Raw genomic sequence first — 22,016 nt, forward strand, 5'->3', positions numbered from 1 at the left:
TGATAATTGCAGTTATCACATGTCCATGTTTGACGCCTCTCTATAAGGTCGGCTATGAAGCGTCGCGAGAAATGAAGGGCGATCACGCGTGGAAAAGACGGTTTTCTGGTCATGGCAGAGCGATCTCGACGGGCGCGTCACTAGAGAAGTTGTCCGCTTTGCGCTCGATGCTGCGATCACGATGCTCGCGGCCGACGTCGAGGAAGCCGATCGGCCGAGCCTGACCTCCGACACGCAGGGTGTCGCCGGCACACCGGACATTGTTGCGACTATTCTCCGCAAGATCGATGAAGCCGCTGTGTTCGTCGGCGACGTGACGCCAATCGCGGTGTCCGCCAGCGGCAAGGCCTGCGCGAACCCCAACGTCCTGCTCGAGATGGGGTATGCCAACCGGGCACTGAGCGAGCACCGCGTCATCCAGGTCTGGAATACGGCGTTCGAGGGCGCGACGCTCGAGAAGCTGCCGTTCGATATGCGCGGACGGCGCGGGCCGATCGGCTTCTGTCTTCCCGTCGGCGCGGATACCGCCGAGCTGCGCCGCGTACGCGGCGAGCTGGCCAAGCAGCTGGCGGCCGCCCTGAAGCTGTCGCTGGAACAGCTCCCGGCGCCGCTCCCCGAGGCGGTGCATTGGCAGCCGCATTTTCCCGGCGACGCCGATCTCTGGTTCGATCGGGCCGAGCCGCAGATCGTTACCCACCCCAGTCATGGATCGAGCAGATACCGCTGGAAGGATCACTTCCCGGGCTACGCGCGTCTGATCCCGTCCAAATGGACGGCCAATGCGGATGCGAAGCGGTCGCTTGCGAGTAGTGAGGGGCATCCCGACCTGATGGCGGACGCCCGATCACTCGGCTTTGGTACAAGCCGGGGCGGCACTGCGATTTACTGGCCGGGCACGGAGGAGGAAGGCGTTGCGCCGACCGTTGCCGTTACCCAGTGGTTCGAGAAGACCGGCGAGTTCTGGGGCGTTGCGGGCGGATTCCTGTTCGATCGGGATAGCCGGATCACGCTCGCGACCGGATATTTCTTCCAGCACTGGCTGGATTTTCTGAAGCGCAACACGACGCTCGCGCTCGATCATGGCGGCGCGCTGCCGATCCATATGCGATTGGGGGTCAACGGTCTGGCCGGCTCGTGGTGGCCGCCTGGGACGTTCGATTTCGGTGAGGATGGTTTCGCCGCGGTTGAGCCGTCCTACCAATTTGAAGCGACATTGACCTCGGTCGAGACAGAGGTGCTGCAGCAGGTCGCCGTCGACGCCTTCAACGGGTTGGCGAGCGTCTATGGCCACGAGCCTTTCACGCTCGCCGAAATTCTAGAGATGGCGAAGCGGTAGCCATGACCGAGGATGCAGGAACACCGTTGCCTGTGCCGCCTCCGTCGGAGACGTCACTTCCGGCTGTGGCCGACGCTGTCGATCTCGCGTGGACGGTCGTGCAGATGCGCGCGGGCGAGCGCATCGTCATCAATGAGTCGCTGATCGCCGCCTACCAGGCGGCCTCCTCGCCCCACAGCCTCCGCGCGCTGAAATCAGATATCGAGGCGTTTGATGCGTGGTGCCGGCGGACGCATCGGATCGCGCTGCCGGCGACGCCCGAAGTGGTCGCCGATTATCTTGACGCGCGGGCAGGAAAGGGTAGCAAACCGGCCTCGCTCGGCCGCTACAAGGCGTCGATCGCCAAAATCCATCAGCTGCTCGATCTGAAAGATCCGACGTCGGCGTCGCTGGTGAAGCTGCGCCTGCAGGCGATCCGTCGCCGCCTCGGCACCGCGCAGAAGCAGGCGCGGCCGCTGCGCTTCAAGGGGCCGGTGCGCAATGTCGAGCGCGACGAACCCCGCGGGCTCAATGTGCGAGCGCTGCTTGAGAGCTGCGCTGAAGATCTGCCAGGCCTGCGCGATCGTGCGCTACTCTCGGCAGGGTATGACACTGGACTGCGCGCCTCCGAGCTGGTGGCGATCGAGGTCGAGCATATCGTCGAGGCGATCGATCCCGACGCGCGGCTGCTCAGCATTCCGCGCAGCAAGGGCGATCAGGAGGGGGAGGGGGCGACCGCGTTTCTGAGCCCGCGCACCGTGCGGGCCATCGCGGCGTGGCTGGAAGCCGCCGGCATCAAGGCAGGACCAGTGTTCCGCCGGGTGAATGTGCGGCGCTACAAGGCGCGGGCTGCGCTGCGCGGGCGTAAGATCGACAGCATTTCGGGCCGCGAGACGTGGGATTTGCGCAAAACACTGTCGACACCTGCCGTGCCGGCTCGGGTCGAGTATGATGTGGGGGAGGGGGCTCTCCATCCCGCCTCGGTTGGCCCGATCTACCGGTCGATGATCCAGCGGGCATTCGACCGTGCCGCGCTGGTCGATCTGACGGCGGACGATCTTGCCCGGCTGCTCAAGGGAATCAGCGCGCACTCGACGCGGGTTGGCCTCAACCAGGACCTGTTCGCGAGCGGCGAAGATCTCGCCGGGATCATGGACGCGCTACGCTGGAAGAGCCCGCGTATGCCACTCGCCTACAACCGCAATCTCGCCGCTGAGGCGGGCGCGGCTGGAAGGCTGATGGGCAAGCTGGGATGACCAGATTGCCCCCCCGTGCGGTCAAGACCGGGGGTACCGCGTACCCCTGAAATCGACTCAGCCACTTCTGACGCTCAGCGAAGTGTCTGGCTGCCACCTCGACACAAATTGCGTGCAGGCCGCTTCGCTTCGATCCTTTATTCTAATTAAACATCGTCCACGACAACACCGGAAACTAGCTGCAACAGCCTGCGCCCTTGCCTTCGATCTGGATCGGTGGACAAGGAACGGTTCCATACGAACAGAACACGCAGCAATCGCCGGGTTTGGGCCGGAGCACGGCGTTGCAGTCCGAACAATCATAGAAAAACTGGCAGGCGTTCGTTGGCATCTGCTCGGTCTTCACCGTGCCGCACTCTGGACAGGTGATCGTCGAACTTAGCTCCGGGGTGATGTCAGACATAGGCATAGCCCAGCCAGAGGAGCGCGGCACCGATCAGCAGGCCGGCAAGCGTGATGAGGCGCGTGGCGAGAGAGGTGCATAGGCCGCCCGGTGCGCAGCGGGCAGCGACGGCTTGCTGACGTATGAGAAGTGCGGCGCCTGCAACCAGGCATAATGCGCCTATCCCGAGCAGCGGCACGCGATAGGGTAGCGCGGTCATAGCGATTCCGGCGAGCCATGCCGATCCGATGCCAACCGAAGCCAGCAGCATTGGCAGGGCGCAGCACGCCGCGACGCCGAAACCGGCTGCGATCCCGCCGAGAGTGAGAGACGCGGTTCCCAATCCCTTCGGCGAACGGGGGGTGGCAGAAGGTTCAGACATGGCGACCCCTTGAGAGCTGTTGGATCTTGTCCTAGCGTCTGTAGCTACTACAGACTCAAGCGGTATTTTGAAGATGACGACATCTCGCACCACCATCCCGATTGGCGAACTGTCGCAGCGCACGGGCTGCAACATCGAGACGATCCGTTATTATGAGCGCATCAGCCTGCTTCCGGTGCCGCTGCGCCGTGGTCGATACCGCGCCTATGGACCGTCGGATGTGCGGCGCCTGTCGTTCGTGCGACGTGCGCGCGAACTGGGTTTCCCAATCGACTCGGTGCGGGCGCTGCTGGCGCTTGCCGACGGCGGCGCTGCCTCATGTGCGCAGGCGCGTGATCTGGCGAGCGAGCATCTGCGGGATGTCCGCGTGAAAATTGCCGACCTTCGCCGCATGGAGCAAGTGCTCGGCGACACCGTCGCCGCCTGCGAGGCGGACGACACCGTGAGCTGTCCCTTGCTGGAAACGCTTTGCACTTCGGAAGCGCGTTAGATCCGGAGGTTGTCGGGATTAGGTCAGGCGATCGATTGTGATGCCAGGTCGTGTGCGGCGTCGCGCTTGGCAGCCGCGGACTTGCGCTCGGAATAACGATCGACGAGCTGATCGGCGTGGCCACGGGTCAGCACGGTGAACCGGACCAGTTCCTCCATCACGTCGACGATGCGGTCATAATAGCTCGACGACTTCAACCTGCCGGCTTCGTCGAACTCCTTCCAGGCCATCGCAATGCTCGACTGGTTGGGGATCGTGAACATGCGCATCCAGCGGCCTAGCAGGCGTAGCGTGTTGACCGCGTTGAACGACTGTGAGCCGCCCGACACCTGCATGACTGCGAGCGTCCGACCCTGGGTCGGGCGCATGCCACCGAACTCCAGCGGCAGATGGTCGATCTGCGCCTTCATGATGCCGGTGATCTGGCCGTGCCGTTCCGGGCTGCACCAGACCATGCCTTCGGACCACAAGGCGTGCTGGCGCAATTCGTGGACGGCTGGATGATCGTCGCCCTTCACTTGATCGGGCAATGGCAGGTCGGAGGGATCGAATATACGCACTTCCGCACCGAAAAAGATCAGCAGCCGGGCCGCTTCCTCGACCGCGAGTCGGCTGAATGAACGCTCACGGAGCGAACCGTAGAGAAGAAGGATCCGGGGCGGATGGTCGAGCGAGCCAAGGCCGGCCGCCAGATCAGGGCGAACCACGTCGCGATCGAGCGCTGGCACATAATCGGGGTCGGCAAGGGTTCGAAGACGCGACATCAGGCAATCCGTTTGGAGAGAAGGGCCGCGCTCGCCAGGCAGAGCGTTCGAAACTCGGCCGACCGGGCGATCGCGGCGGGCGCATTGGCGCGCTCGGCGGTTTTATAGCCGTGCCGTCGGAAGAATGGTTCAGCCGTGGTGGTCAGCAGATAGAGGGCAGCGACACCGTTATCGGTTGCCGCCTGCTCGATCGCGCCGAGGATGGCAGCGCCCAAACCTGCGCCACGTCGCTCGGGCTTTACGACCAGGGATCGCAGCAGCCGGTCAGGCCCATCGCCTTCGATGCCGCCATAGCCAATGATGCCGGCGACGTCCTCGAATCGAAAGAAGCGACGATCTGGTTCGGCAAGATCGCTGGTCGGCAGGCCGGCGGCAGCAAGTTCGGCCGTCAGGTCGGATAGCGACTCTGCATTGAGCAAACTCGCGATCATTCCGGCACACGTTGCTCGTACCAGGGCCGGGTCGCCTTCACGATCTTGACGACCGACAGCATGACCGGAACCTCGACCAGGACGCCCACCACGGTCGCCAGTGCCGCGCCCGAGTTGAGCCCGAACAGACTGATCGCGGCAGCGACAGCCAGTTCGAAGAAGTTTGAGGCGCCGATCAGTGCCGCCGGCGCGGCCACGCACCAAGCGACACCGAACCGGCGGCTCAGCCAATAGGCAAGCCCGGCGTTGAAATAGACCTGAATAAGGATCGGCACCGCGATCAGCGCAATGACCAGCGGATGGGCGATGATCGCCTCCCCTTGGAAGCCGAACAGCAGGACGAGCGTCGTCAGCAGCGCGACCAGCGACACCGGGCCTAGCCGCGCCAGCAGCCGGTCAAGGGCTGACTGCCCGCCCGATGACAGCACCGCGCGGCGGATCAGTTGCGCGACGATCACCGGCACCACGATGTAGAGCAGCACCGAGATCAGCAGTGTGCCCCATGGGACAGTGATGGACGCGACGCCGAGCAGCAGGCCCACCAAGGGCGCAAAAGCGAACACCATGATGATGTCGTTCAGCGCGACTTGGCTGAGCGTATAGGTGGGGTCGCCGTCGCAGAGGTTGGACCAGACGAACACCATCGCGGTGCAGGGGGCGGCGGCCAGCAGAATCAGGCCGGCGATATAGGAGCTGACATCGGCCGCGGGCAGGAGCGGCCGAAACAGCCACCCGAGGAACAGCGTGCCGAGCAGCGCCATCGAGAAGGGCTTCACCGCCCAGTTGATGAACAGCGTCACCCCGACGCCCTTCCAGTGCTGCCTGACCGATCCGAGCGCGCCGAGATCGATCTTGAGCAGCATGGGGATGATCATGAGCCAGATCAGCACGGCGACCACGAGGTTGACCCTGGCGACCTCAGCGGATGCGATCACCGCGAACAGGCCGGGCAGCGCATAGCCGAGCGCGATGCCGACGACGATGCACAGCGCTACCCAAACGCTGAGATAGCGTTCGAATGTGCTGATCGCCGGCTTCGCCGGCGCCAACGCTTGACCAGTGGTGGCGTTCATGACGCGACCCGCTGGCCGCTGTCATCGACGACGCGCTCGCCGTCTTCCTTGGTGAATGCCCCGCGCTGTTCGCTCGGCAGCAAGTCGAGGACTTCTTCGGAAGGGCGGCAGAGCTTCACCCCGAGCGGTGAGACCACGATCGGCCGGTTGATCAGGATCGGATGCTCCATCATCGCATCGATGATCCGGTCGTCGCCGAGCGATGAATCACCCAGGCCAAGCTCCGCGAAGGGCGTCCCCTTTTCCCGCAGCAGCGCGCGCGGGCCGATCCCCATGCGTTCGATGAGGGACACCAGCATCGGCCGCGATGGCGGCGTCTTCAGATATTCGACGACATGCGGCTCGATCCCCGCATTGCGGATCATCGCCAGCGTGTTGCGCGACGTGCCGCATTCCGGGTTGTGGTAGATCACGATATCGACGGACATCAAGCGGCATCCCCCCGGCGGCTGCTCGCCCCTTCGCCATGGCCGATCTCGCGGACATGCGTGCGCAATGCCAAGGCGTCGAGCCGATCGAACGGCAGGGCGATGAAGAGTTTGATGCGGTTTTCGAGGTAACGGAGCGCAGTGACGAATGCCCGCTCGCGTTCAACCGGCGTGCCCTGGACGTGACTTGGATCCTCGATGCCGTAGTGCGCCGTCATCGGATGGCCCGGCCAGATGGGGCAGGTCTCGCCGGCGGCGTCGTCGCAGACCGTGAACACGAAATCCATGACCGGCGCGTCGGCTCCGGAAAACTCCTCCCAGCTCTTCGAGCGCAGGCCCTCGGTTGGATACTCGATCCGGTCGAGCAGCGCGATGGCGTCGGGATTGACCGCACCCTTGGGAAAGCTGCCGGCCGAAAAGGCGCGGAAGCGCCCGTCGCCGAGCTGGTTCAACGCACTTTCTGCGAGAATCGAGCGGGCCGAGTTACCGGTGCACAGGAAGAGAATATTGAAGATGCGATCGGACATGATGGGCTCCATCAGCAGCAGGGGACGAGTTCGGCGATCAGCGGTTCGCAAAGCTCCGCCTTGCCGCCGCAGCAATCCTTGACGAGGAACAGGGTAAGCGCCTTCAACTGGTCGAGATCGGCGCGATAGTTGATGATGCGGCTGCGCCGTTCCGAGCGAATGAGCCCGGCGCGCGCAAGCGTCGCGAGATGCACCGACATGGTGTTCTGGGGAACTCCCAACTGACGCGCAATTTCACCTGCGGCGAGACCGTGCGGCTCATGCCGCACCAACAGACGAAAGGCATCGAGCCTCGTTGTCTGGGCGAGCGCTCCCAGCGCCGTAATAGCTCTCTCTGATTCCATATATCCACTATGATAGATATGTAGGAAGAACACCAGGCAATTTTGATAGCCCAATCCAAGTCGATTACGGTGGTAGCGACGCGCTACATAGGGTAGGGGGGTATCCTATGGGACATTTGAATGAAGGCAATGACGAACTCCTGAAGCGGGTCCGCCGCATCGCAGGCCAAGTCGCGGCGATCGAAAAAGCGCTGACGGCCAATGCGGATTGCACGACGACGCTGCATCTCGTCGCAGCGACGCGCGGCGCCATCAATGGGCTGATGGACGAGATTATAGAAGAGCATGTCCGAGACCATGTGGCGGACCCCGACCTTACGGCCGCAGAACGTGCCGCAGGAGCTGAAGAACTGATCGCGGTGATACGCCGCTACGCGAAATAGAGCCGAGATAATGACCACTTTACGCGATATTGACGATTTCACGCACGCCCATGTGTATCTGGGGGCCGCCCACGACGACAATGCACGCCGGACGTTGTGGGTGGTGGTGCTGACGGCTGTGATGATGACCGGCGAAATATTCGCCGGGTATGTCACCGGATCGATGGCACTCCTGGCCGATGGCTTCCATATGGCGACCCATGCCGGCGCGCTGGGTGTCGCGGCGATTGCGTATGCCTATGCCAAGCAGCGTGCATCGAGCCGGCGGTTTAGCTTCGGAACCGGCAAGGTCGGCGACCTGGCGGGCTTCGCCTCGGCGTTGGTGCTTGGCCTGATCGCCTTGGGGATCGGTGTTGAATCAATCCTGCGCCTATTCGAGCCCATCAAGGTTGCGTTCGGCGAGGCGACCCTGATTGCAGTGATCGGGCTAGGCGTGAACATCCTCAGCGCATTTTTGTTGTCGGGCAGCCACCACCATCACGGTCATGACGATCATGTACACGACCATCATGCCCATGGCGGCGACAACAACCTCCGCTCTGCCTATGTGCATGTGCTCGCCGACGCCCTGACTTCCGTGCTGGCGATCGCGGCCCTGCTGGCAGGTCGCTATCTTGGTTGGGTGTGGATGGACCCTGTCATGGGTATCGTCGGAGCTGTGGTGATCGCTCGCTGGTCCTGGAGCCTGATGCGAGATACCGCTTCAGTCCTCCTTGATTCGACCGACAATCACGTTGCCGAGGAAATACAGGATCTCGTTGAGGGACCGGGCGACGTGCGTATTGCCGATCTCCATGTGTGGCGCGTCGGCCCCGAAGCCCATGCCGCCATCGTCGGTGTTGTCGGCGGTGCGGGAATCCACGCTGGTGTCATCCGTGACCGGCTCGTCCCTGTCCATGAACTGAAGCACCTGACGATCGAATGCCATTGAAGGTGCCCACGTGAAGTCCCCGTGCATAGACTTGTGCAGATTCGACGGCTCGACCGGCTGGTGTCGGGGGTGCGGCAGATCCAAACTCGAATGTCGGGCATGGAAGAAGGCGCAACCTCAACAACAACGCAAGATCGCTGCCGACCTTCCGCGCCGACTCGCGAAGTTGGCAGGACGCGCTCCGCACGAGTGAGTGGGCTCGCTGCGCTCACAGCGATCTACTGGCCTGTGAGATCAGCTCAGGAAGCCAGACGTGCAAGTATCGGACATTCGGGCCGCTCATTGCCGTGGCAAGCTTTAGCCAGGTCCAGCAATGCATCGCGCATTGCGTTAAGCGCATCTGTAGTCACTACAGACTCAAGTGCTAATCGCGACCATGACTGCATCCAAGAGGATCCCGATCGGCGAGTTCTCGCGCCGCACTGGCTGCAACATCGAAACGATCCGCTACTATGAACGGATTGGCCTGTTGCCTGTACCGGAGCGCCGGGGCCGCTACCGTGCCTATGACCGCGACGACGTGCGGCGCCTCGCGTTCGTTCGGCGAGCGCGCGAGCTTGGGTTCTCCATCGAAACGGTGCGGGCTTTGCTCACGCTCGCCGCTGGAGGGTCAGCGTCATGTGCGCAGGCGCAAGCTTTCGCGGAGGCGCACCTGCGCGATGTGCGCGCGAAGATCGCCGACCTCGAGCGCATGGCGGACGTGCTCACGGACAGCGTCGCCGCCTGCGAGGCGGGCAGCCATGCCGGTTGCCCGCTGCTCGAAACCCTCGCAGCGCTGTGATCCGGACCAGTTCCTCCATCACCTTTAGCTTCCGGTCATTGTAGTTTGACGGCTACCCGACTTTCCCTCGTCATTCAGCGGGCAGCGGATCGCGCGGAAGCAGATCCTCGGCGTGCGCTACGTTCGAGGCCGCCAGCTCGCGTCGACCGAATCGGGCGTAGAGCGTCGGCAGCACGAACAGAGTCAGCAAGGTAGCCGAGATCAGCCCGCCGATCACCACGGTCGCGAGCGGCTTCTGGACCTCCGCTCCGGCGCCGTGCCCAAGCGCCATCGGCACGAACCCCAGGGAGGCGACCAGCGCGGTCATCGCCACGGGTCGCAAGCGGAGCAATGCTCCCTCGCGGCTGGCGCGGGCACGGTCCATGCCGGCCCGCATTAGGTCCTGGATCGAGGTGACCATGACCAGGCCGTTGAGCACCGCGATGCCGGAGAGCGCAATGAACCCGACCGCCGCCGAAATCGAGAACGGCATGCCGCGCAGCATCAGCGCAGCTACGCCGCCGACCAGCGCCAGCGGTATGCTGGTGAACACGATCGCGGCGTCGCGCGCGCTGCCGAGCGCGCCGTAGAGGAGCAGCAGAATCAGCGCGAAGCAGGCGGGCACGACGAGCATCAGACGATCACGCGCCGAGGCGAGATTCTCGAACTGACCGCCCCATTCTAGCCAGATGCCTGCGGGAAGGCGCACGTCCTTCGCGATCGCCGCCTGCGCATCGGCGACCACGCCGGCGACGTCGCGGCCGCGGACATTCGCCTGGACGACCACCCGGCGCTTGCCATTCTCGCGGCTGATCTGGTTGGGTCCGTCGGCGACGCCGATGTCGGCGACGCTGGCGAGCGGCACGAACGCGCCCGAGGGCGTCGGCACCGGAGTCTGTCCGAGCGTCGCGAAATTCGCGCGCTCGGTGTCTGAGAGGCGGATCACGATCGGGAACTTCCGGTCGCCCTCGAAGATCACGCCCGCCGGGCGGCCGCCGACCGCCGCGGCGACCACGTCCTGCACGTCCTTGGCGGTCACCCCGAGTCGCGCGGCCGCATCGCGGTTGAAGGCGATGTCGAGCATCGGCAGCCCTTCGGTCTGCTCGACCTTGACGTCCTCAGCGCCTTTCGTGCGCCGCAGCACCGCAGCGATCCTGTCGGCGGTATCGTTCATCTGCGCGAAGTCGTCGCCGAACACCTTGACCGCGACATCGCTGCGCACGCCGGCGATCAGTTCGTTGAACCGCATCTGGATCGGCTGGGTGATCTCGTAACTGTGCCCGGGTACTTGCGCTAGGCGCTGCTCGATGCGCTCGACGACATCGGCCTTGGTCTCGCCCGGATCGGGCCACTCGCCACGGGGCTTGAGCATCACGAACGTATCGGTGGCATTGGGCGGCATCGGATCAGACGCGAGCTCGGCCGTGCCGGTGCGCGAGAATACGACCCGGACCTCGGGTATGCCGGACAGCGCCTTCTCGATCTGGAACTGCATTCTCTGGCTCTGGTCGACCGAGGTGCCGGGCACCCGGAACGCCTGGACCAGGACATTGCCCTCGTCGAGCTGCGGCAGGAACTCCTGGCCGAGCGTCGCATAGCCGGCGCCGGCCAGCGCCAGCGCAGCGAGCGCAACGCCGAACGTGCGCCTCGGCGCCCGCAGTGCTTGATCGAGCCCCGGCTCGTAGCGACGACGCAGCCAGCCGACGATCCGGCCTTCCTTTTCCTCGACCGGCTTGCTCAACCAGACCGCGATCGCGGCGGGCACGAATGTCAGCGACAGGACGAACGCGAACAGCAGCGCCATGATGACGGTGAGCGCCATAGGCTCGAAGGTCTTGCCCTCGACGCCCGAGAGGGTGAGCAAGGGCACATAGACGAGGATGATGATCGCTTGGCCAAAGACCGACGGGCGGATCATCTCTCGGGCGGCCTGCGCCACCAGGGCGAGGCGTTCGCCGCGATCGAGCGGCCGGCCGAGATGGTGCTGGCGCTCCGCGATGCGCCGGAGCGCATTCTCGACGATGATCACCGCGCCATCGACAATCAGCCCGAAGTCGAGCGCGCCGAGACTCATGAGGTTGGCGGAGACACCGGCCTGGAGCATGCCGAACCCGGTCAGCAGCATGGTGATCGGGATCACCGCCGCCGCGATCAGCGCCGCGCGAAAGCTGCCGAGCAGCACGAACAGCACGACGATGACGAGCAGCGCGCCCTCGGCGAGGTTGCGGGCGACCGTCGAGATGGTGGCGTTGACGAGGTCGGTGCGGTCGAGCACCGGCTCGATGACGATATCCGGCGGCAGCGACGGGCTGATCCGTTCGAGCCTTTCGGCGACCCCCGTCGAGACGGTGCGGCTGTTCTCGCCGATCCGCATCACGGCGGTGCCGGTGACCACTTCATGCCCGGCCTCGGACGCCGATCCCAGGCGGATCGCCTGGCCTAACCGCACCGCAGCAACCTGCCCGAGCAGGATCGGCGTGCCTTCGCGCGTGGCAATGACAGTGTTGGTGAGCTGTGCGGTGCTAACGATGCGCGCATCGGCGCGCACCGCCAGGCCTTCGCCGTTGCGATCGACAATGCCGCCGCCGATTGCGCTGTTGTTGGCGTCGAGCGCGGTGGCGAGTTCGCTCAGGGACAGTTTGAGCGCGGCGAGTTTCTGCACGTCGGGAACGACGAGATATTCCTTGTCGTAGCCGCCGAGCGAATCCACCCCTGCGACCCCGGCGACCGACTTGACCTGCGGCGCCACGATCCATTCCTGCACGGTGTGGAGATAGGTCGCCTTGTCGGCCTCGCTCACCAGCCGGTCGCCCTCGGGGGTGATGTAGCTGCCGTCGGGCTGGGTGCCGGGCTCGCCCGGCTTATGTTGCTCGTGCCCGCGATCCTGATAGCGGACGGTCCACATATAGATGTCGCCGAGCCCGGTCGCGATCGCGCCCATCTCGGGCGTGACTCCGTCGGGCAACCGCTCCTTGGCGTCGTTGATGCGCTCGGCGACCTGTGCTCGCGCGAAATAGATGTCGGTCGCATCCGAGAACACCGCGGTGACCTGGGCGAACCCGTTGCGGCTCAGCGACCTTGTGCTCTCCAGCCCCTTGATGCCGGCCAGCGCGGTCTCGACGGGGAAGGTGACCTGCTTCTCGATCAGCTCAGGCGACAGCGCCGGCGCGCGGACGTTGATCTGGACCTGGTTGTTGGTGACGTCGGGCACCGCGTCGATCGGGAGCCGATAGAGCGAGGCGGCGCCGATGATGGCGGCGATGGCGGTGAGCAGCAGGACGAACCAGCGGCGCTCGACCGCAAGGGTGACGATGCGTTCGATCATGGCTCAGTCCTCGTCCCCGCCTTCGCCCTTGCCGAGTTCGGCCTTGAGGACAAAGCTGTCGGCGGCGGCGATCTGCTCGCGGCCGGTCAGGCCCCAGAGGACCATGACGGAAGCACCGCTGGCCTGGCCGAGGGTGACCGGCGCGGCCCGGAATCCATCCCCTGTGCGGACGAACACGACCGGCTTGTCGCCGATCGTCTGCACCGCGGTCGACGGCACGCTGACTGCGCTTCCGCCTCCATTTTCGTTGCCGCCGCCGCCGCCGAGCAGGATCGCGGCCTGCACGCTCTCGCCGACGCGCCACTGACCGCTGCGGTTATCGATCGCCGCGATCACCGGCACCAGCCGGGTCGTGGCGTCGAGCACCGGCGAGACGAAGGTGATGCGAGCCGTGGCTTGCCGGCCCGGCGCGCTTACCTCGACGGTGGCGCCCGGCCGGACACGGCCGGCATCGGCGGCCGACAGCGACAGGGTCAGCGACACCGTGGAGAGATTGGCGACCCGGAACAGTTCGGCATCGGCCGCGACGGTCTGGCCGAGCGTGACCGAGCGCGCGATCACCTGGCCGCCGATCGGCGCGCGAATCGCGAGACGGTTGAGCGATCCGCCGCCGCCGCCCGCGGCGGACACTTGTTGACGCGCGAGCCTGAGCGCGATCTCTGCTTCGCGCGCCGCGGTGCGGGCGGCGATCAGATCCTGCTCGGCCGACACGCGCTCGTTGAACAGCCGCTGTTCGCGACGGAGGTTCGACTGGGCGAGCGCGGCGCGCGCCTGCGCCGCCTCGACCTCGGCGTTGAGTTGGGCGGCTTCGCGGCTCTCGATGACCGCGAGCGTCTCGCCGCGACCGACCGACTGGCCGAGATTGCGGGTCAGCGCGACGACGCGCCCGCCGATCGCCGCCGACACCACCTGGGTGCCCTGGGGATCGCCTTCGATCGTCCCGGGCAGCTCGATCGCGCCCCCGCCGCCGACAGTCGGGCGGACGAGCTGGATACCGGCGGTCGCGATCTGCTGCGGGCTGAGCTTGATGACGCCTTGCGAGGGCGCTTCAGCGCCTTCCTTGGCTTCGGTTTCGGCCTTTTCTTCGGAGGGCTTGGTGCCGCCACACGCGGCGAGAGTCGCGATAAGCGCCAGGGGCAGCGTCGCCCGCAAAATCGTGATCTTCATGGGCTCAGTCTTTCGTGATCGTGGGAGCGGCGCCGGTGAGGCGCTGGAGGCGGGCGCGCGCGTCGTGCCAGGCGGCGAGCGCGTCGATCGCGGCGGCGCGGGTCTCCGCCAGCGTGCGCTCGGCGTCGAGCAGGTCGAGCTGGCCGAACTTGCCCTCGCGATAGCCGATCCGCGCGATGCGTGCGGTCTCGACCGCGGCGGCCAGCGCAGGCCCGGTCGCGTTGCGCGCATCGGCCGCCGCGTTTGCCACTTCGGCCTCGGCGGCAGAGATCGCCTGTTCGGCGTCGATTCGCGCCATGCGCCGTCGCGCGTCGGCCCGGTCGCGCTCGGCGCGCGCCTGGGCGACGCCAGCGCTGCCATTGTTGAACAAAGGCAGCGGGATCGACACGCCGAATACCGCGGCGGTGTCGTTGGTCGCTTCGAGCCGGCGTGCGCCAGCGCTCAGCGTCACGTCGGGAATGCGCTGCGAGCGGGCGAGCCCGACCTGCGCATCGGCGGTCGCGACTTCGGCATCGGCCGCGGCCAGCGCGAGCGTGCCGTCGACACCGGCTCGTGCCGAGGGACCATAGCCGTCGAGCCGATCGAACCAGGCAAGGTCGAGCCCGGCCATGACGGGGCGGCCGATCAGCCGGGCCAGCGTGTCGCGGACAACCACAGCGTCGCGCTCGGCGCGGGCGGCCGCCGCCTCGGCATTGATGCGGAGCACGTCGGCGCGTTGCTGCTCGATCGGCGAGGCGCGTCCCGCGCTCACGCGGATCCTGGCGGCGCGATAGGCCTCGGCGGCGATCCCCGCCTGCTCGCGGGCGATGCCGAGTCTGCGCTCGGCGGCCACGGCGGCGACATAGGCCTGGGTGACTCGCAGCGTGACATCGGCATCGGCGATCGCGGCATCGACCCGCGCCCGCACGCCCTGTGCGTCGGCGAGGCCGATCCGCGCCGAGCGCTTGCCGCCCAGTTCGATCGGCAGTGCGAACCCCACGGTGGTCTCTGCGCTGTCGATGCCGCGATAGGCGCCGCTGCCGGCGACATTCTCGGTTTGCGCCTCGAGCGAGGGATTGGGGCGCAGGCCGGCGACGGTGCGCGCCGCGCTGCTGGCGCGCAGGTCGGCGGATGCCGCTTCTAGCGCGGGCGAGGCTTGGCGGGCGGCGGCGAGCGCTTCATCGAGCGTGAGCGACACCGTGGCCGGCGGCGCGTCCTGCGCTGCGACCTGGGTGGAGCAGAGGGCCGCGGCGAGGACGGCCGCGAAGATACGGGACATGGGAAATGATCTCCTGACGAAAGGCTGGGAGTCCGCCGTGGCCTGCAGCCGCGTGGACGATCGGCGCGTCAGGCGATCGGTGGTCTCAGGTCGCGCGCGGCGGTTATCGCGTCGGGCTCGATCGCGGGATCGATCCTCAGCGTAGTCCGGGCAATTGGGGTGATCGTTGCCGGGCCGTCGACGGCGGGCATGCTCAGATGATGATTGTGGCAGCTGCCGTGGTGATGCGGCGCCGGATTGTCCGCGTCGCCCGGAACCTCGTCGCCATCGCAAGCGACATGGTCTCCGGCCCCGGCGGACAGCTCAAGGCAGCCGACGATCTCGGCCGCGTGCGCCGCCGACACCGAGAGACCCGTCCACAAAGAGAGGACGAGCATCAGGCCGGCGATCAGGGCGAGCGATTGTCGCATCGGCTGCTCTGCTAGCCGGACGGCACGGCCAAGCAAAGCGGCGGGGCGGGATCGCCTCCCATTCTCCTGTTTCGACGCCATATTTATTCCCCCTGAAGAATTGGCTGCGCGGGCGCCGCGTGCAATAGATGCGGCGCCCGCAGCTCGGCCGCCGCCTGGCGCATGATCTGGATGCCGCCGCTGATCCCGAGCGTGGCGAGGATCGCGGCAACGGTCAGGTCGGGCCATGCCGAGCCGGTGCCGAACACGCCGAACGCGGCGGCGACCACGGCAACATTGCCGATCGCGTCATTGCGCGAGCAGATCCATACCGAGCGCATGTTCGCCTCGCCGCTGCGAAAACGGTACAGGATGAAGGCGACCGCGACATTGGCCGCCAGCGCGAGACCACCGACAATCCTCATCGTCTCGGCCTGCGGAAGCGTGCCCGCGAACGCGGCATAGCCGGTGCTGCCGATCACCCAGACCCCGAGCGCAAACAGGGTGGCGCCCTTGAGCATCGCCGCGCGCGCACGCCAGGTGAGCACCATGCCTGCAACTCCGAGGCTGATCGCGTAGTTGGCACTGTCGCCGAGGAAGTCGAGCGCGTCAGCCTTGAGTGCGGCCGAGTGGGCGGTAACGCCCGCGAAAATCTCGACGCCGAACATCGTCGCGTTGATGATCAACGCAATCCAGACCGCGCGCCGCCAGCGCGGATCGTTGGATGGGTCCGGCTTCGCGGACGCGCAGCTGTTGCAGGCCATTTCATTACCTCGAACGACTCGATGTCATGCGCTATGTGCGGCCTGTAGCAACTATAGGGTCAAGCGGGATTTCTGATGCAGATTGGTGAACTGGCACGAACGACCTCGACCAAGGTCGAGACCATTCGTTTTTATGAGAAGATCGGATTGCTTCCCGAACCCGGGCGCACCGCGGGCAACTACCGCGACTATGGGGCCGCCCATCTGGCGCGGCTCTCCTTTATCCGCCGCGCGCGCGACCTTGGTTTTACACTCGATCAGGTGCGCGAGCTTCTTGCGCTTTCCGACGATCGCAGCCGCTCGTGCGGCGCCGTCGACAGCGTCGCGCGCGCGCATCTCGCGCAGATCGATCAGAAGATCGCCGATCTCCGCGCACTTCGACGCGAGCTTGACGAAGTGATCGGCCAGTGCAGCCAAGGCGCTATTTCCGACTGCCGGATCATCGAAGCGCTGGGACCCCACGCAAGGCATTGACCCTATAGCTGCTACAGGGTGCAGAACATGCTCGCGACTCGCGGCGGAGATGACGATGAGCGACTGCGAATGTGAGGCGGACACCAAGCGGGCAGGCGCTGATCCGGCCTATCGGCGGGCGCTGTGGATCGTGGTCATCCTCAACGTCGGGTTCGGCCTGTTCGAGCTGGTTGGCGGTTTCATTGCCGGTTCGCAGGCGCTGAAAGCAGATTCGCTGGATTTCATCGGTGACGGGTCGATCACGCTCGTCGGGCTGATCGCGCTCGGTTGGACTGCGGTCGCGCGAAGCCGCGTCGCGCTCGTGCAAGGCATCTTTCTCGCGAGCCTCGGGCTCGGCGTCATCGGGTTCGCAGCGTGGCGCGCATTCCATGCGGCCCCGCCCGAAGCCGAACTGATGGGCGTGATCGGTATCGCGGCGCTCGTCGTCAACGTATCGGCCGCCTTGATCCTCGCGCGGTTCCGGGACCAGGGAGATGCGACGTCTCGCGCCATCTGGCTGTTCTCGCGCAACGACGCGCTTGCCAATATCGCCGTGATCGCCGCTGCCGCGCTGGTTGCCTGGACGGGACAGGCCTGGCCTGATCTCGTCGTTGCCGGCGTGATCGCGCTGCTGTTCCTCCATTCCGCCTATGACATAATTCGCGACGCGCGCCGCGAGCTGGCGGAACATGCAACGAGGGCACGGGCATGAATGATAGCGCCTACACGCAGCCGCTCGGGATCGGCGACACCGCGGATTACGATCGCGCAATCCGGCGCTGGACCCGCGAGATGCGTTGGCGCAGCGCCATGATCGAGCTGCTCGCGCCGCGCCCCGGCGAGACCATCATCGATGTCGGGTGCGGCACGGGCAGCTTCGCGGTCATGCTCAAGGCGGCCGCGCCTGGCGTGCGCATCATCGGCATCGATCCCGACGAAGAAGCGCTGGCGATCGCTCGCGCCAAGGGCGACGCCGCGGGTGCGGACATCCATTGGGAGCGCGGCTTCGCGCGGGACATCGGTTCCCGCTCTGCCGACGCCGTGGTGTCGAGCCTGATGTTCCACCAGGTGCCGATGGCGGAAAAGCGGGCGGGCCTCGGGGCGATGCACGCGGCACTCCGCCCTGGCGGCAGGCTCGTGATCGCCGATTATGGGCGGCAATGGGGATTGATGCGGCTGCTGTTCCGCCTGACTATCCAGCGGCTCGACGGCGTGGCCGACACCCAGCCCAATGCCGACGGCGTGCTTCCGGAACTCGTGCGCGCGACGGGGTTCGACAATGTGCGCGAAGCAGCGCGCATCCACACGGTGACGGGCACGATCGCGCTGATCGCGGCGGATCGGCCGGGCTGACGGAGCGTGGCCATGACGGACCTCAAAGCGGAGCAGAAGGAGATCAGGAAGCAGTCGGGGCTGGCCTTTCTGCTTTGTGCCGCGATCTCGGTCGCGTGCGTCCTCTTTCTGCCCAAGCTGGTCACTTTCCCGTCTGTGATCGGCGCGCGGCTTGCCTTCGCGATCCAGACGAGCTTCGTCCATTTCGCCCTCGTCCTGCTCGCCGTCCGCCTGGTCTCGAGCGGGCGCTACCGGTCCGCCGCCGACATCGGCGGCGCGGCCAAGGGGCCGCCGAGCCCCGCGCTCGCGGTCAAGGCCGCGTTCCTGCAGAACACGCTGGAGCAGGCATTCCTCGGCGTCGGCGCGCATCTGCTGCTCGCCTCGGTCGCCGGCGGCCGCTGGCTGGGGCTGCTGGTCGCATCGTCCATGCTGTTCGCGGTCGGCCGCTGGAGCTTCTACCGCTGCTATCCCGATGGCGCCGGCGCGCGCGCCTTCGGGATGGCGACGACGGCGCTCGGGTCGCTGACCTGCTACCTGGTCGCGCTCGCGATGCTCCTCGGTCGCCTATTCGGCGGGTGATCCTGACGAGCGGGCCGTGGCCGCACTGCGCCCGCTGTACCAGAAGCCGGCGACGAGCACGACGATTGTCGCGGCCTGCGCAAGCACGGTCTCGGTCGTTGGAAACAGACCCAGAAACTCGATGCGCGGTATATTGGCCAGCGGCACCACGCCGAGGATGCCTGCCTCCTGCAGCCCGGCAATGCCCTTGCCCGCGAGGACGACCGCAAGAATCGCGATCAGGATCGAGCTCCACGAGAAGAATTGGGTGATCGGCAGCCGGGCGCTGAAGCGGAGCATGATCCAGGCGATCAGAGCGAGCAGTGCGGTCGCTGCGCCGGCTCCGGCCAGCATCGCCACGCCATTCCCTTCCCCCCACAGTGCCGCATAGAACAGGATCGTCTCGAACACCTCGCGGTAGACGACCACGAACGACAGCAGGAACAGGAACCAGCCCGACTGGCGCGACAGCGCGGCGGTCACCTTCGCCTTCACATAACGCTGCCAGGCTTCCGCGTTGCTCTTGCCGTGCATCCAGATGCCAACGGTGAGCAGGATGATCGCTGCGAACAGCGAGCCGAAGCCTTCGGTGAGCTCACGCGAAGCGCCGCTCACGCTGATGAAATAGGTCGCGACGAACCAGGTGGCGACACCAGCGGCGAGCGCGGCGATCCAGCCGCCATGGACGAAACCCAGCACTTCGGGGCGCTCGGTCTTCTTGAGGAACGCGATCATCGCGACGACGATTAGCAGCGCCTCGAGCCCTTCGCGCAGCAGCACGCCGAACGCGCCAAGAAAGCTCGACGCACTGCTCGCCCGCTCGGGCGCCAGGGCGGCTTCAGCCTCGGCGAACAGGCTGGCCAGCGAGCGGTTCGCCGCTTCGACTTCGCTTGCCGGACGCCCTTGTCCGATCGCCGCGCGAAGCTTCGCCATCGCCCCCTCGATCCGCGCCATCAGGGCCGCATCGCGCGCGGCAAGCACCGGCTCGACCGGCTCGAAGCCATCGAGATAGGCGGAAAGCGCGAGATCTGCTGCGGCCTTGCGGTCGCCGGCGCGATAGGCTGCCATACTCTGGTCGAGCCGTTCGCGCGTCAAGGCAAGCGAGCCATCGACGCGCACGGTCACCGCGGCGGGATGGCGGCGCAGAAAGGCGGTAAGCGCGGCCGCTTTTTCCGGGCCGATATCGGCCGCCAGCGCGGCCGGGGTGACGCCGACCAGCGCCGCGAGATTGGGATATTTGGCGCGGAGCGCGGCATCGCCGCGCCACAACCGCTCGCCGTCACGCGCGGCGGTCTCGGGATAGGCGAATTGACCGGCGTGAAAGGCCAGCGCCCAGCGATCGGCTTCGGGCAGCGCCGCGAAACTCTGCATCGCGGTGCCGTCCAGGCCCTGGCTGATGACCTGGTAGAGGCCGAACAGGCTGCGCTGATCGGCGCGCGCCTTGTCGGTGAACGCGATCGGCGGCGGATCGAGCTTGGCTGCGTCCGGGCCGTGGCCATCGCCGCTTGCGCCATGGCAGGCGGCGCAATTCTGCGCGTAGAGCGCGGCGGCTCGCGTCAAATCCGGCGGCGAACTGGGCGCGAGCGGTACTGGATACGCCGCAAGCAGCGCTGCAGCGAGCGCTCGGGATTGTTCCGCCACCATCGCCGGCGGCGCCTTGGCGGCGATCGCATTGCGCAGCGTCCCCGACCGGCGAAGCAGATCCGCCTTGGCCGATGTTGGAGCCAGTGCCCGGACCCGAGTTTCGACCTGCCCGGCAAATTCGGACATCTCGGCATACTCGGCCGAACTTATCACTTTCCCGTTCGAGACAGCTCCCGCGTAGTCCACCCCGATATAATCGAGCAACCGCCAGCTGGTCTGCACGTCCGCATCGCTCGCCAAGGCTCGCCCTGGAAGCACGATCACGATCAGGGCGAATGCCAAGACAACAAGATTCGCTGTCGAGCACCATTTGAAGGCAAAAGCGGTGGAAGGGGCGGCAGGCAAACGGAGGTACATGTGCGAGTCTCTGCTAAGAATTATTCGCAACTTGCACCCTGTAGCAACTAGAGGGTCAAGAGGCATTGATCAGACCGCAGGGCTGGACGGGGGGGAGACGTTGACAGCTGTTCGGTGCTGGCCTCGGTGATGGGGGGCCATGATGGCGCCACGGGCTTCGGAATAGTCGGTTTCCGGGCGCAGAACCTTGACTCGGTTCAGCAACAGGCAGAAAATGTGCTGATGAGACGAGCGCATAAAATAGCGCTGATCTTAGGCGTCCTACTCGGCCTGTTCGGACAGATAGTCACAGTTGCCGCAAGCCCAATTGTGGCAACTGCATTCAGCGCAACGGCGCCAGCGGTGATGCCCATCGACTGTGCCGGGATGATGCAAGACAAAGGCGAGAAATCGCTGCCCTGTCAGCGGATGACGCTCGCTTGCGTGGCCGGCATGGGTTGTCTTCCCCTATTTGCTCTCAATAGCCGGTCGCCCCTCGCGGCGGAAATGGTGAGCACGAATCCGCTTCTCATCTCACCGTCTTATCCGGCGCTACACGGACGATCGTCCCAGCCCGAACAGCATCCACCCAACACCTTGGCCTGACAACTCGCCAGGCGAACCCTCCCAAGCGCTGGACGGCGCCGTGCGCTGCCCGCCCCTCCGGGGCCGTTTGCCCAGAGCACTTTCAGTCCAAGGAGAGGAATCATGAAGACCTTGATATTCAGCGCTACGGTGGCCGCATTCACGATGCTCGCCGCCGCCCCAGTTCCGGCATTGGCACAGGCAGATGTCGAGAAACCGGCTACCATCAAGTGTGAGTGGCAACCCCAGGCTCCTGGTCCGCGTGCACCGCTAAGTGCACGGGTCTGCAGGAAGGTCGCCGACCAACGCGAGCAGTGGACAGGCAAAGGTGGACCGGAATGCGATCCGGCCTATACCGGCAAAACCGGCCGTTATGTGTGGCGGCAGCGGCCGCAATATGGTCCGCGTGCGCCGTTGCAGGGACCGGTCCGCGTTTGGGTCGATGGGAGCGATGTCTGCTGATAGCGTGAAGTGACGGCGAGGCGCTAACTTCCCCTCGCCGTCGATCATGGATTGGCGAACATTGCCTGTTCCAAACTTGTCGGAGCTCTTCGGGAGGCTCTTTCATGGCTCCTCCCGAAGAGCTCAGCGACTGTCTATAGTATCCGGGTGGCCGTCACGTCGAACGCGACCTTGCCGCGACGGCAATGCCATCGAGCAGTGAAGGCTTGCCGTCGAACGCCATGTTCATCGCCGCCGACCGTCCGCGCCGGCTCGTGAAGCTGACGGGACGCGAATT

The 22,016-nt window shown here is 65.8% G+C and carries 27 protein-coding genes and 1 pseudogene; 13 read left to right on the forward strand and 15 right to left on the reverse strand.

Features of this window, described 5'->3' with window-relative positions; all coding sequences use genetic code 11:
* Positions 1-88: 88 nt before the first annotated feature.
* Both ACI6S0_RS25820 and ACI6S0_RS25825 read left to right on the forward strand, forming a co-directional pair.
* A complete protein-coding gene (locus tag ACI6S0_RS25820; protein ID WP_188084253.1) occupies positions 89-1,336 on the forward strand; it encodes a hypothetical protein in 1,248 nt (415 codons plus the stop codon).
* Positions 1,337-1,338: 2 nt separating this feature from the next.
* Positions 1,339-2,571, forward strand: a complete 1,233-nt coding sequence (locus tag ACI6S0_RS25825) for a tyrosine-type recombinase/integrase (RefSeq protein WP_313326435.1) — start codon at positions 1,339-1,341, stop codon at positions 2,569-2,571.
* 175 nt (positions 2,572-2,746) lie between these two features.
* Here the strand turns inward: ACI6S0_RS25825 and ACI6S0_RS25830 are convergent, their stop codons facing one another.
* Complete coding sequence (locus ACI6S0_RS25830; protein ID WP_281391464.1) at positions 2,747-2,974, reverse strand: GDCCVxC domain-containing (seleno)protein; 228 nt, start codon at positions 2,972-2,974, stop codon at positions 2,747-2,749.
* On the reverse strand, positions 2,967-3,173 hold the full coding sequence (locus ACI6S0_RS25835) for a mercuric ion transport protein, MerT (RefSeq protein WP_313326436.1): 207 nt from the start codon (positions 3,171-3,173) through the stop codon (positions 2,967-2,969). Before ACI6S0_RS25835 ends, ACI6S0_RS25830 begins: the two co-directional genes overlap by 8 nt.
* 235 nt (positions 3,174-3,408) lie before the next feature.
* Here ACI6S0_RS25835 and ACI6S0_RS25840 point away from each other — a divergent pair, with 235 nt between their 5' ends.
* Complete coding sequence (locus ACI6S0_RS25840) at positions 3,409-3,825, forward strand: MerR family transcriptional regulator (protein WP_188084250.1); 417 nt, start codon at positions 3,409-3,411, stop codon at positions 3,823-3,825.
* A 23-nt stretch (positions 3,826-3,848) separates the two neighbouring features.
* Here ACI6S0_RS25840 and arsH read toward each other — a convergent pair whose 3' ends face one another.
* From arsH to ACI6S0_RS25870, 6 genes are read right to left on the reverse strand one after another with little or no spacing between them, the layout of a single operon-like run.
* The gene (arsH, locus tag ACI6S0_RS25845) at positions 3,849-4,589 is read right to left on the reverse strand and encodes an arsenical resistance protein ArsH (protein ID WP_188084249.1); all 741 of its coding nucleotides are present in this window, start codon (positions 4,587-4,589) and stop codon (positions 3,849-3,851) included.
* Positions 4,589-5,020, reverse strand: a complete 432-nt coding sequence (gene arsN2 / locus ACI6S0_RS25850; protein ID WP_188084248.1) for an arsenic resistance N-acetyltransferase ArsN2 — start codon at positions 5,018-5,020, stop codon at positions 4,589-4,591. Before arsN2 ends, arsH begins: the two co-directional genes overlap by 1 nt.
* Positions 5,017-6,093 carry an ACR3 family arsenite efflux transporter gene (gene arsB / locus ACI6S0_RS25855; RefSeq protein ID WP_188084247.1) on the reverse strand — a complete coding sequence of 359 codons (1,077 nt, stop codon included), beginning with the start codon at positions 6,091-6,093 and terminating at the stop codon, positions 5,017-5,019. The genes arsN2 and arsB overlap by 4 nt, the downstream gene beginning before the upstream one ends.
* Positions 6,090-6,521: an arsenate reductase (glutaredoxin) gene (gene arsC / locus ACI6S0_RS25860; RefSeq protein WP_188084246.1), complete on the reverse strand. Its 432-nt coding sequence runs from the start codon at positions 6,519-6,521 to the stop codon at positions 6,090-6,092. Before arsC ends, arsB begins: the two co-directional genes overlap by 4 nt.
* Entirely contained in the window at positions 6,521-7,048 is a 528-nt protein-coding gene (locus ACI6S0_RS25865) for an arsenate reductase ArsC (protein ID WP_237366402.1), read from the reverse strand. The genes arsC and ACI6S0_RS25865 overlap by 1 nt, the downstream gene beginning before the upstream one ends.
* An 11-nt stretch (positions 7,049-7,059) precedes the next feature.
* Positions 7,060-7,392: an ArsR/SmtB family transcription factor gene (locus ACI6S0_RS25870; protein ID WP_237366403.1), complete on the reverse strand. Its 333-nt coding sequence runs from the start codon at positions 7,390-7,392 to the stop codon at positions 7,060-7,062.
* Between the two features lie 107 nt (positions 7,393-7,499).
* On the opposite strand from ACI6S0_RS25870, the gene ACI6S0_RS25875 reads away from it, so the two are divergent.
* The 3 genes from ACI6S0_RS25875 to ACI6S0_RS25885 are packed head-to-tail and all read left to right on the forward strand — an operon-like array spanning position 7,500 to position 8,899.
* Positions 7,500-7,775, forward strand: a complete 276-nt coding sequence (locus ACI6S0_RS25875; RefSeq protein ID WP_188084243.1) for a metal/formaldehyde-sensitive transcriptional repressor — start codon at positions 7,500-7,502, stop codon at positions 7,773-7,775.
* Positions 7,776-7,785: 10 nt separating this feature from the next.
* Positions 7,786-8,706: a CDF family Co(II)/Ni(II) efflux transporter DmeF gene (gene dmeF / locus ACI6S0_RS25880; protein WP_188084242.1), complete on the forward strand. Its 921-nt coding sequence runs from the start codon at positions 7,786-7,788 to the stop codon at positions 8,704-8,706.
* A 10-nt stretch (positions 8,707-8,716) separates the two neighbouring features.
* Positions 8,717-8,899: a DUF1289 domain-containing protein gene (locus ACI6S0_RS25885; protein WP_188084241.1), complete on the forward strand. Its 183-nt coding sequence runs from the start codon at positions 8,717-8,719 to the stop codon at positions 8,897-8,899.
* Between the two features lie 46 nt (positions 8,900-8,945).
* Here ACI6S0_RS25885 and ACI6S0_RS25890 read toward each other — a convergent pair.
* Positions 8,946-9,047 (reverse strand): annotated as a pseudogene (locus ACI6S0_RS25890) (Cu(I)-responsive transcriptional regulator); the annotation flags it as partial.
* A gap of 35 nt (positions 9,048-9,082) precedes the next feature.
* Here ACI6S0_RS25890 and ACI6S0_RS25895 point away from each other — a divergent pair.
* Positions 9,083-9,487 carry a MerR family transcriptional regulator gene (locus ACI6S0_RS25895; RefSeq protein WP_188084240.1) on the forward strand — a complete coding sequence of 135 codons (405 nt, stop codon included), beginning with the start codon at positions 9,083-9,085 and terminating at the stop codon, positions 9,485-9,487.
* Between the two features lie 70 nt (positions 9,488-9,557).
* On the opposite strand, the gene ACI6S0_RS25900 is transcribed toward ACI6S0_RS25895, so the two are convergent.
* From ACI6S0_RS25900 to ACI6S0_RS25920, 5 genes are all read right to left on the reverse strand, one after another.
* Positions 9,558-12,791, reverse strand: a complete 3,234-nt coding sequence (locus ACI6S0_RS25900) for an efflux RND transporter permease subunit (RefSeq protein WP_434406010.1) — start codon at positions 12,789-12,791, stop codon at positions 9,558-9,560.
* Between the two features lie 3 nt (positions 12,792-12,794).
* Positions 12,795-13,958: an efflux RND transporter periplasmic adaptor subunit gene (locus tag ACI6S0_RS25905; RefSeq protein ID WP_434406011.1), complete on the reverse strand. Its 1,164-nt coding sequence runs from the start codon at positions 13,956-13,958 to the stop codon at positions 12,795-12,797.
* A gap of 4 nt (positions 13,959-13,962) precedes the next feature.
* On the reverse strand, positions 13,963-15,216 hold the full coding sequence (locus ACI6S0_RS25910; protein WP_188084237.1) for a TolC family protein: 1,254 nt from the start codon (positions 15,214-15,216) through the stop codon (positions 13,963-13,965).
* A gap of 68 nt (positions 15,217-15,284) precedes the next feature.
* The gene (locus ACI6S0_RS25915; RefSeq protein ID WP_188084236.1) at positions 15,285-15,626 is read right to left on the reverse strand and encodes a hypothetical protein; all 342 of its coding nucleotides are present in this window, start codon (positions 15,624-15,626) and stop codon (positions 15,285-15,287) included.
* 83 nt (positions 15,627-15,709) lie between these two features.
* Positions 15,710-16,369 (reverse strand): cation transporter, encoded by a 660-nt coding sequence (locus tag ACI6S0_RS25920; RefSeq protein WP_188084235.1) that lies wholly within the window; start codon positions 16,367-16,369, stop codon positions 15,710-15,712.
* 75 nt (positions 16,370-16,444) lie between these two features.
* On the opposite strand from ACI6S0_RS25920, the gene ACI6S0_RS25925 reads away from it, so the two are divergent.
* The 4 genes from ACI6S0_RS25925 to ACI6S0_RS25940 are packed head-to-tail and all read left to right on the forward strand — an operon-like array spanning position 16,445 to position 18,733.
* Positions 16,445-16,843: a MerR family transcriptional regulator gene (locus ACI6S0_RS25925; protein WP_188084234.1), complete on the forward strand. Its 399-nt coding sequence runs from the start codon at positions 16,445-16,447 to the stop codon at positions 16,841-16,843.
* 55 nt (positions 16,844-16,898) lie between these two features.
* The gene (locus ACI6S0_RS25930) at positions 16,899-17,534 is read left to right on the forward strand and encodes a cation transporter (protein WP_188084233.1); all 636 of its coding nucleotides are present in this window, start codon (positions 16,899-16,901) and stop codon (positions 17,532-17,534) included.
* Positions 17,531-18,175 (forward strand): class I SAM-dependent methyltransferase, encoded by a 645-nt coding sequence (locus ACI6S0_RS25935; protein ID WP_313326445.1) that lies wholly within the window; start codon positions 17,531-17,533, stop codon positions 18,173-18,175. The genes ACI6S0_RS25930 and ACI6S0_RS25935 overlap by 4 nt, the downstream gene beginning before the upstream one ends.
* A gap of 12 nt (positions 18,176-18,187) precedes the next feature.
* Complete coding sequence (locus tag ACI6S0_RS25940) at positions 18,188-18,733, forward strand: MAPEG family protein (protein ID WP_188084231.1); 546 nt, start codon at positions 18,188-18,190, stop codon at positions 18,731-18,733.
* On the opposite strand, the gene ACI6S0_RS25945 is transcribed toward ACI6S0_RS25940, so the two are convergent.
* Positions 18,719-20,596: an FTR1 family protein gene (locus ACI6S0_RS25945; protein ID WP_425506125.1), complete on the reverse strand. Its 1,878-nt coding sequence runs from the start codon at positions 20,594-20,596 to the stop codon at positions 18,719-18,721. The genes ACI6S0_RS25940 and ACI6S0_RS25945 overlap by 15 nt on opposite strands.
* A 231-nt stretch (positions 20,597-20,827) precedes the next feature.
* Here ACI6S0_RS25945 and ACI6S0_RS25950 point away from each other — a divergent pair, with 231 nt between their 5' ends.
* On the forward strand, positions 20,828-21,298 hold the full coding sequence (locus ACI6S0_RS25950; RefSeq protein WP_313326448.1) for a hypothetical protein: 471 nt from the start codon (positions 20,828-20,830) through the stop codon (positions 21,296-21,298).
* Positions 21,299-21,400: 102 nt separating this feature from the next.
* Complete coding sequence (locus ACI6S0_RS25955; RefSeq protein WP_125988681.1) at positions 21,401-21,739, forward strand: hypothetical protein; 339 nt, start codon at positions 21,401-21,403, stop codon at positions 21,737-21,739.
* Positions 21,740-22,016: the final 277 nt, after the last annotated feature.

The organism is Sphingobium sp. DN12 (assembly GCF_051058005.1).
Lineage (GTDB): Bacteria > Pseudomonadota > Alphaproteobacteria > Sphingomonadales > Sphingomonadaceae > Sphingobium > Sphingobium yanoikuyae.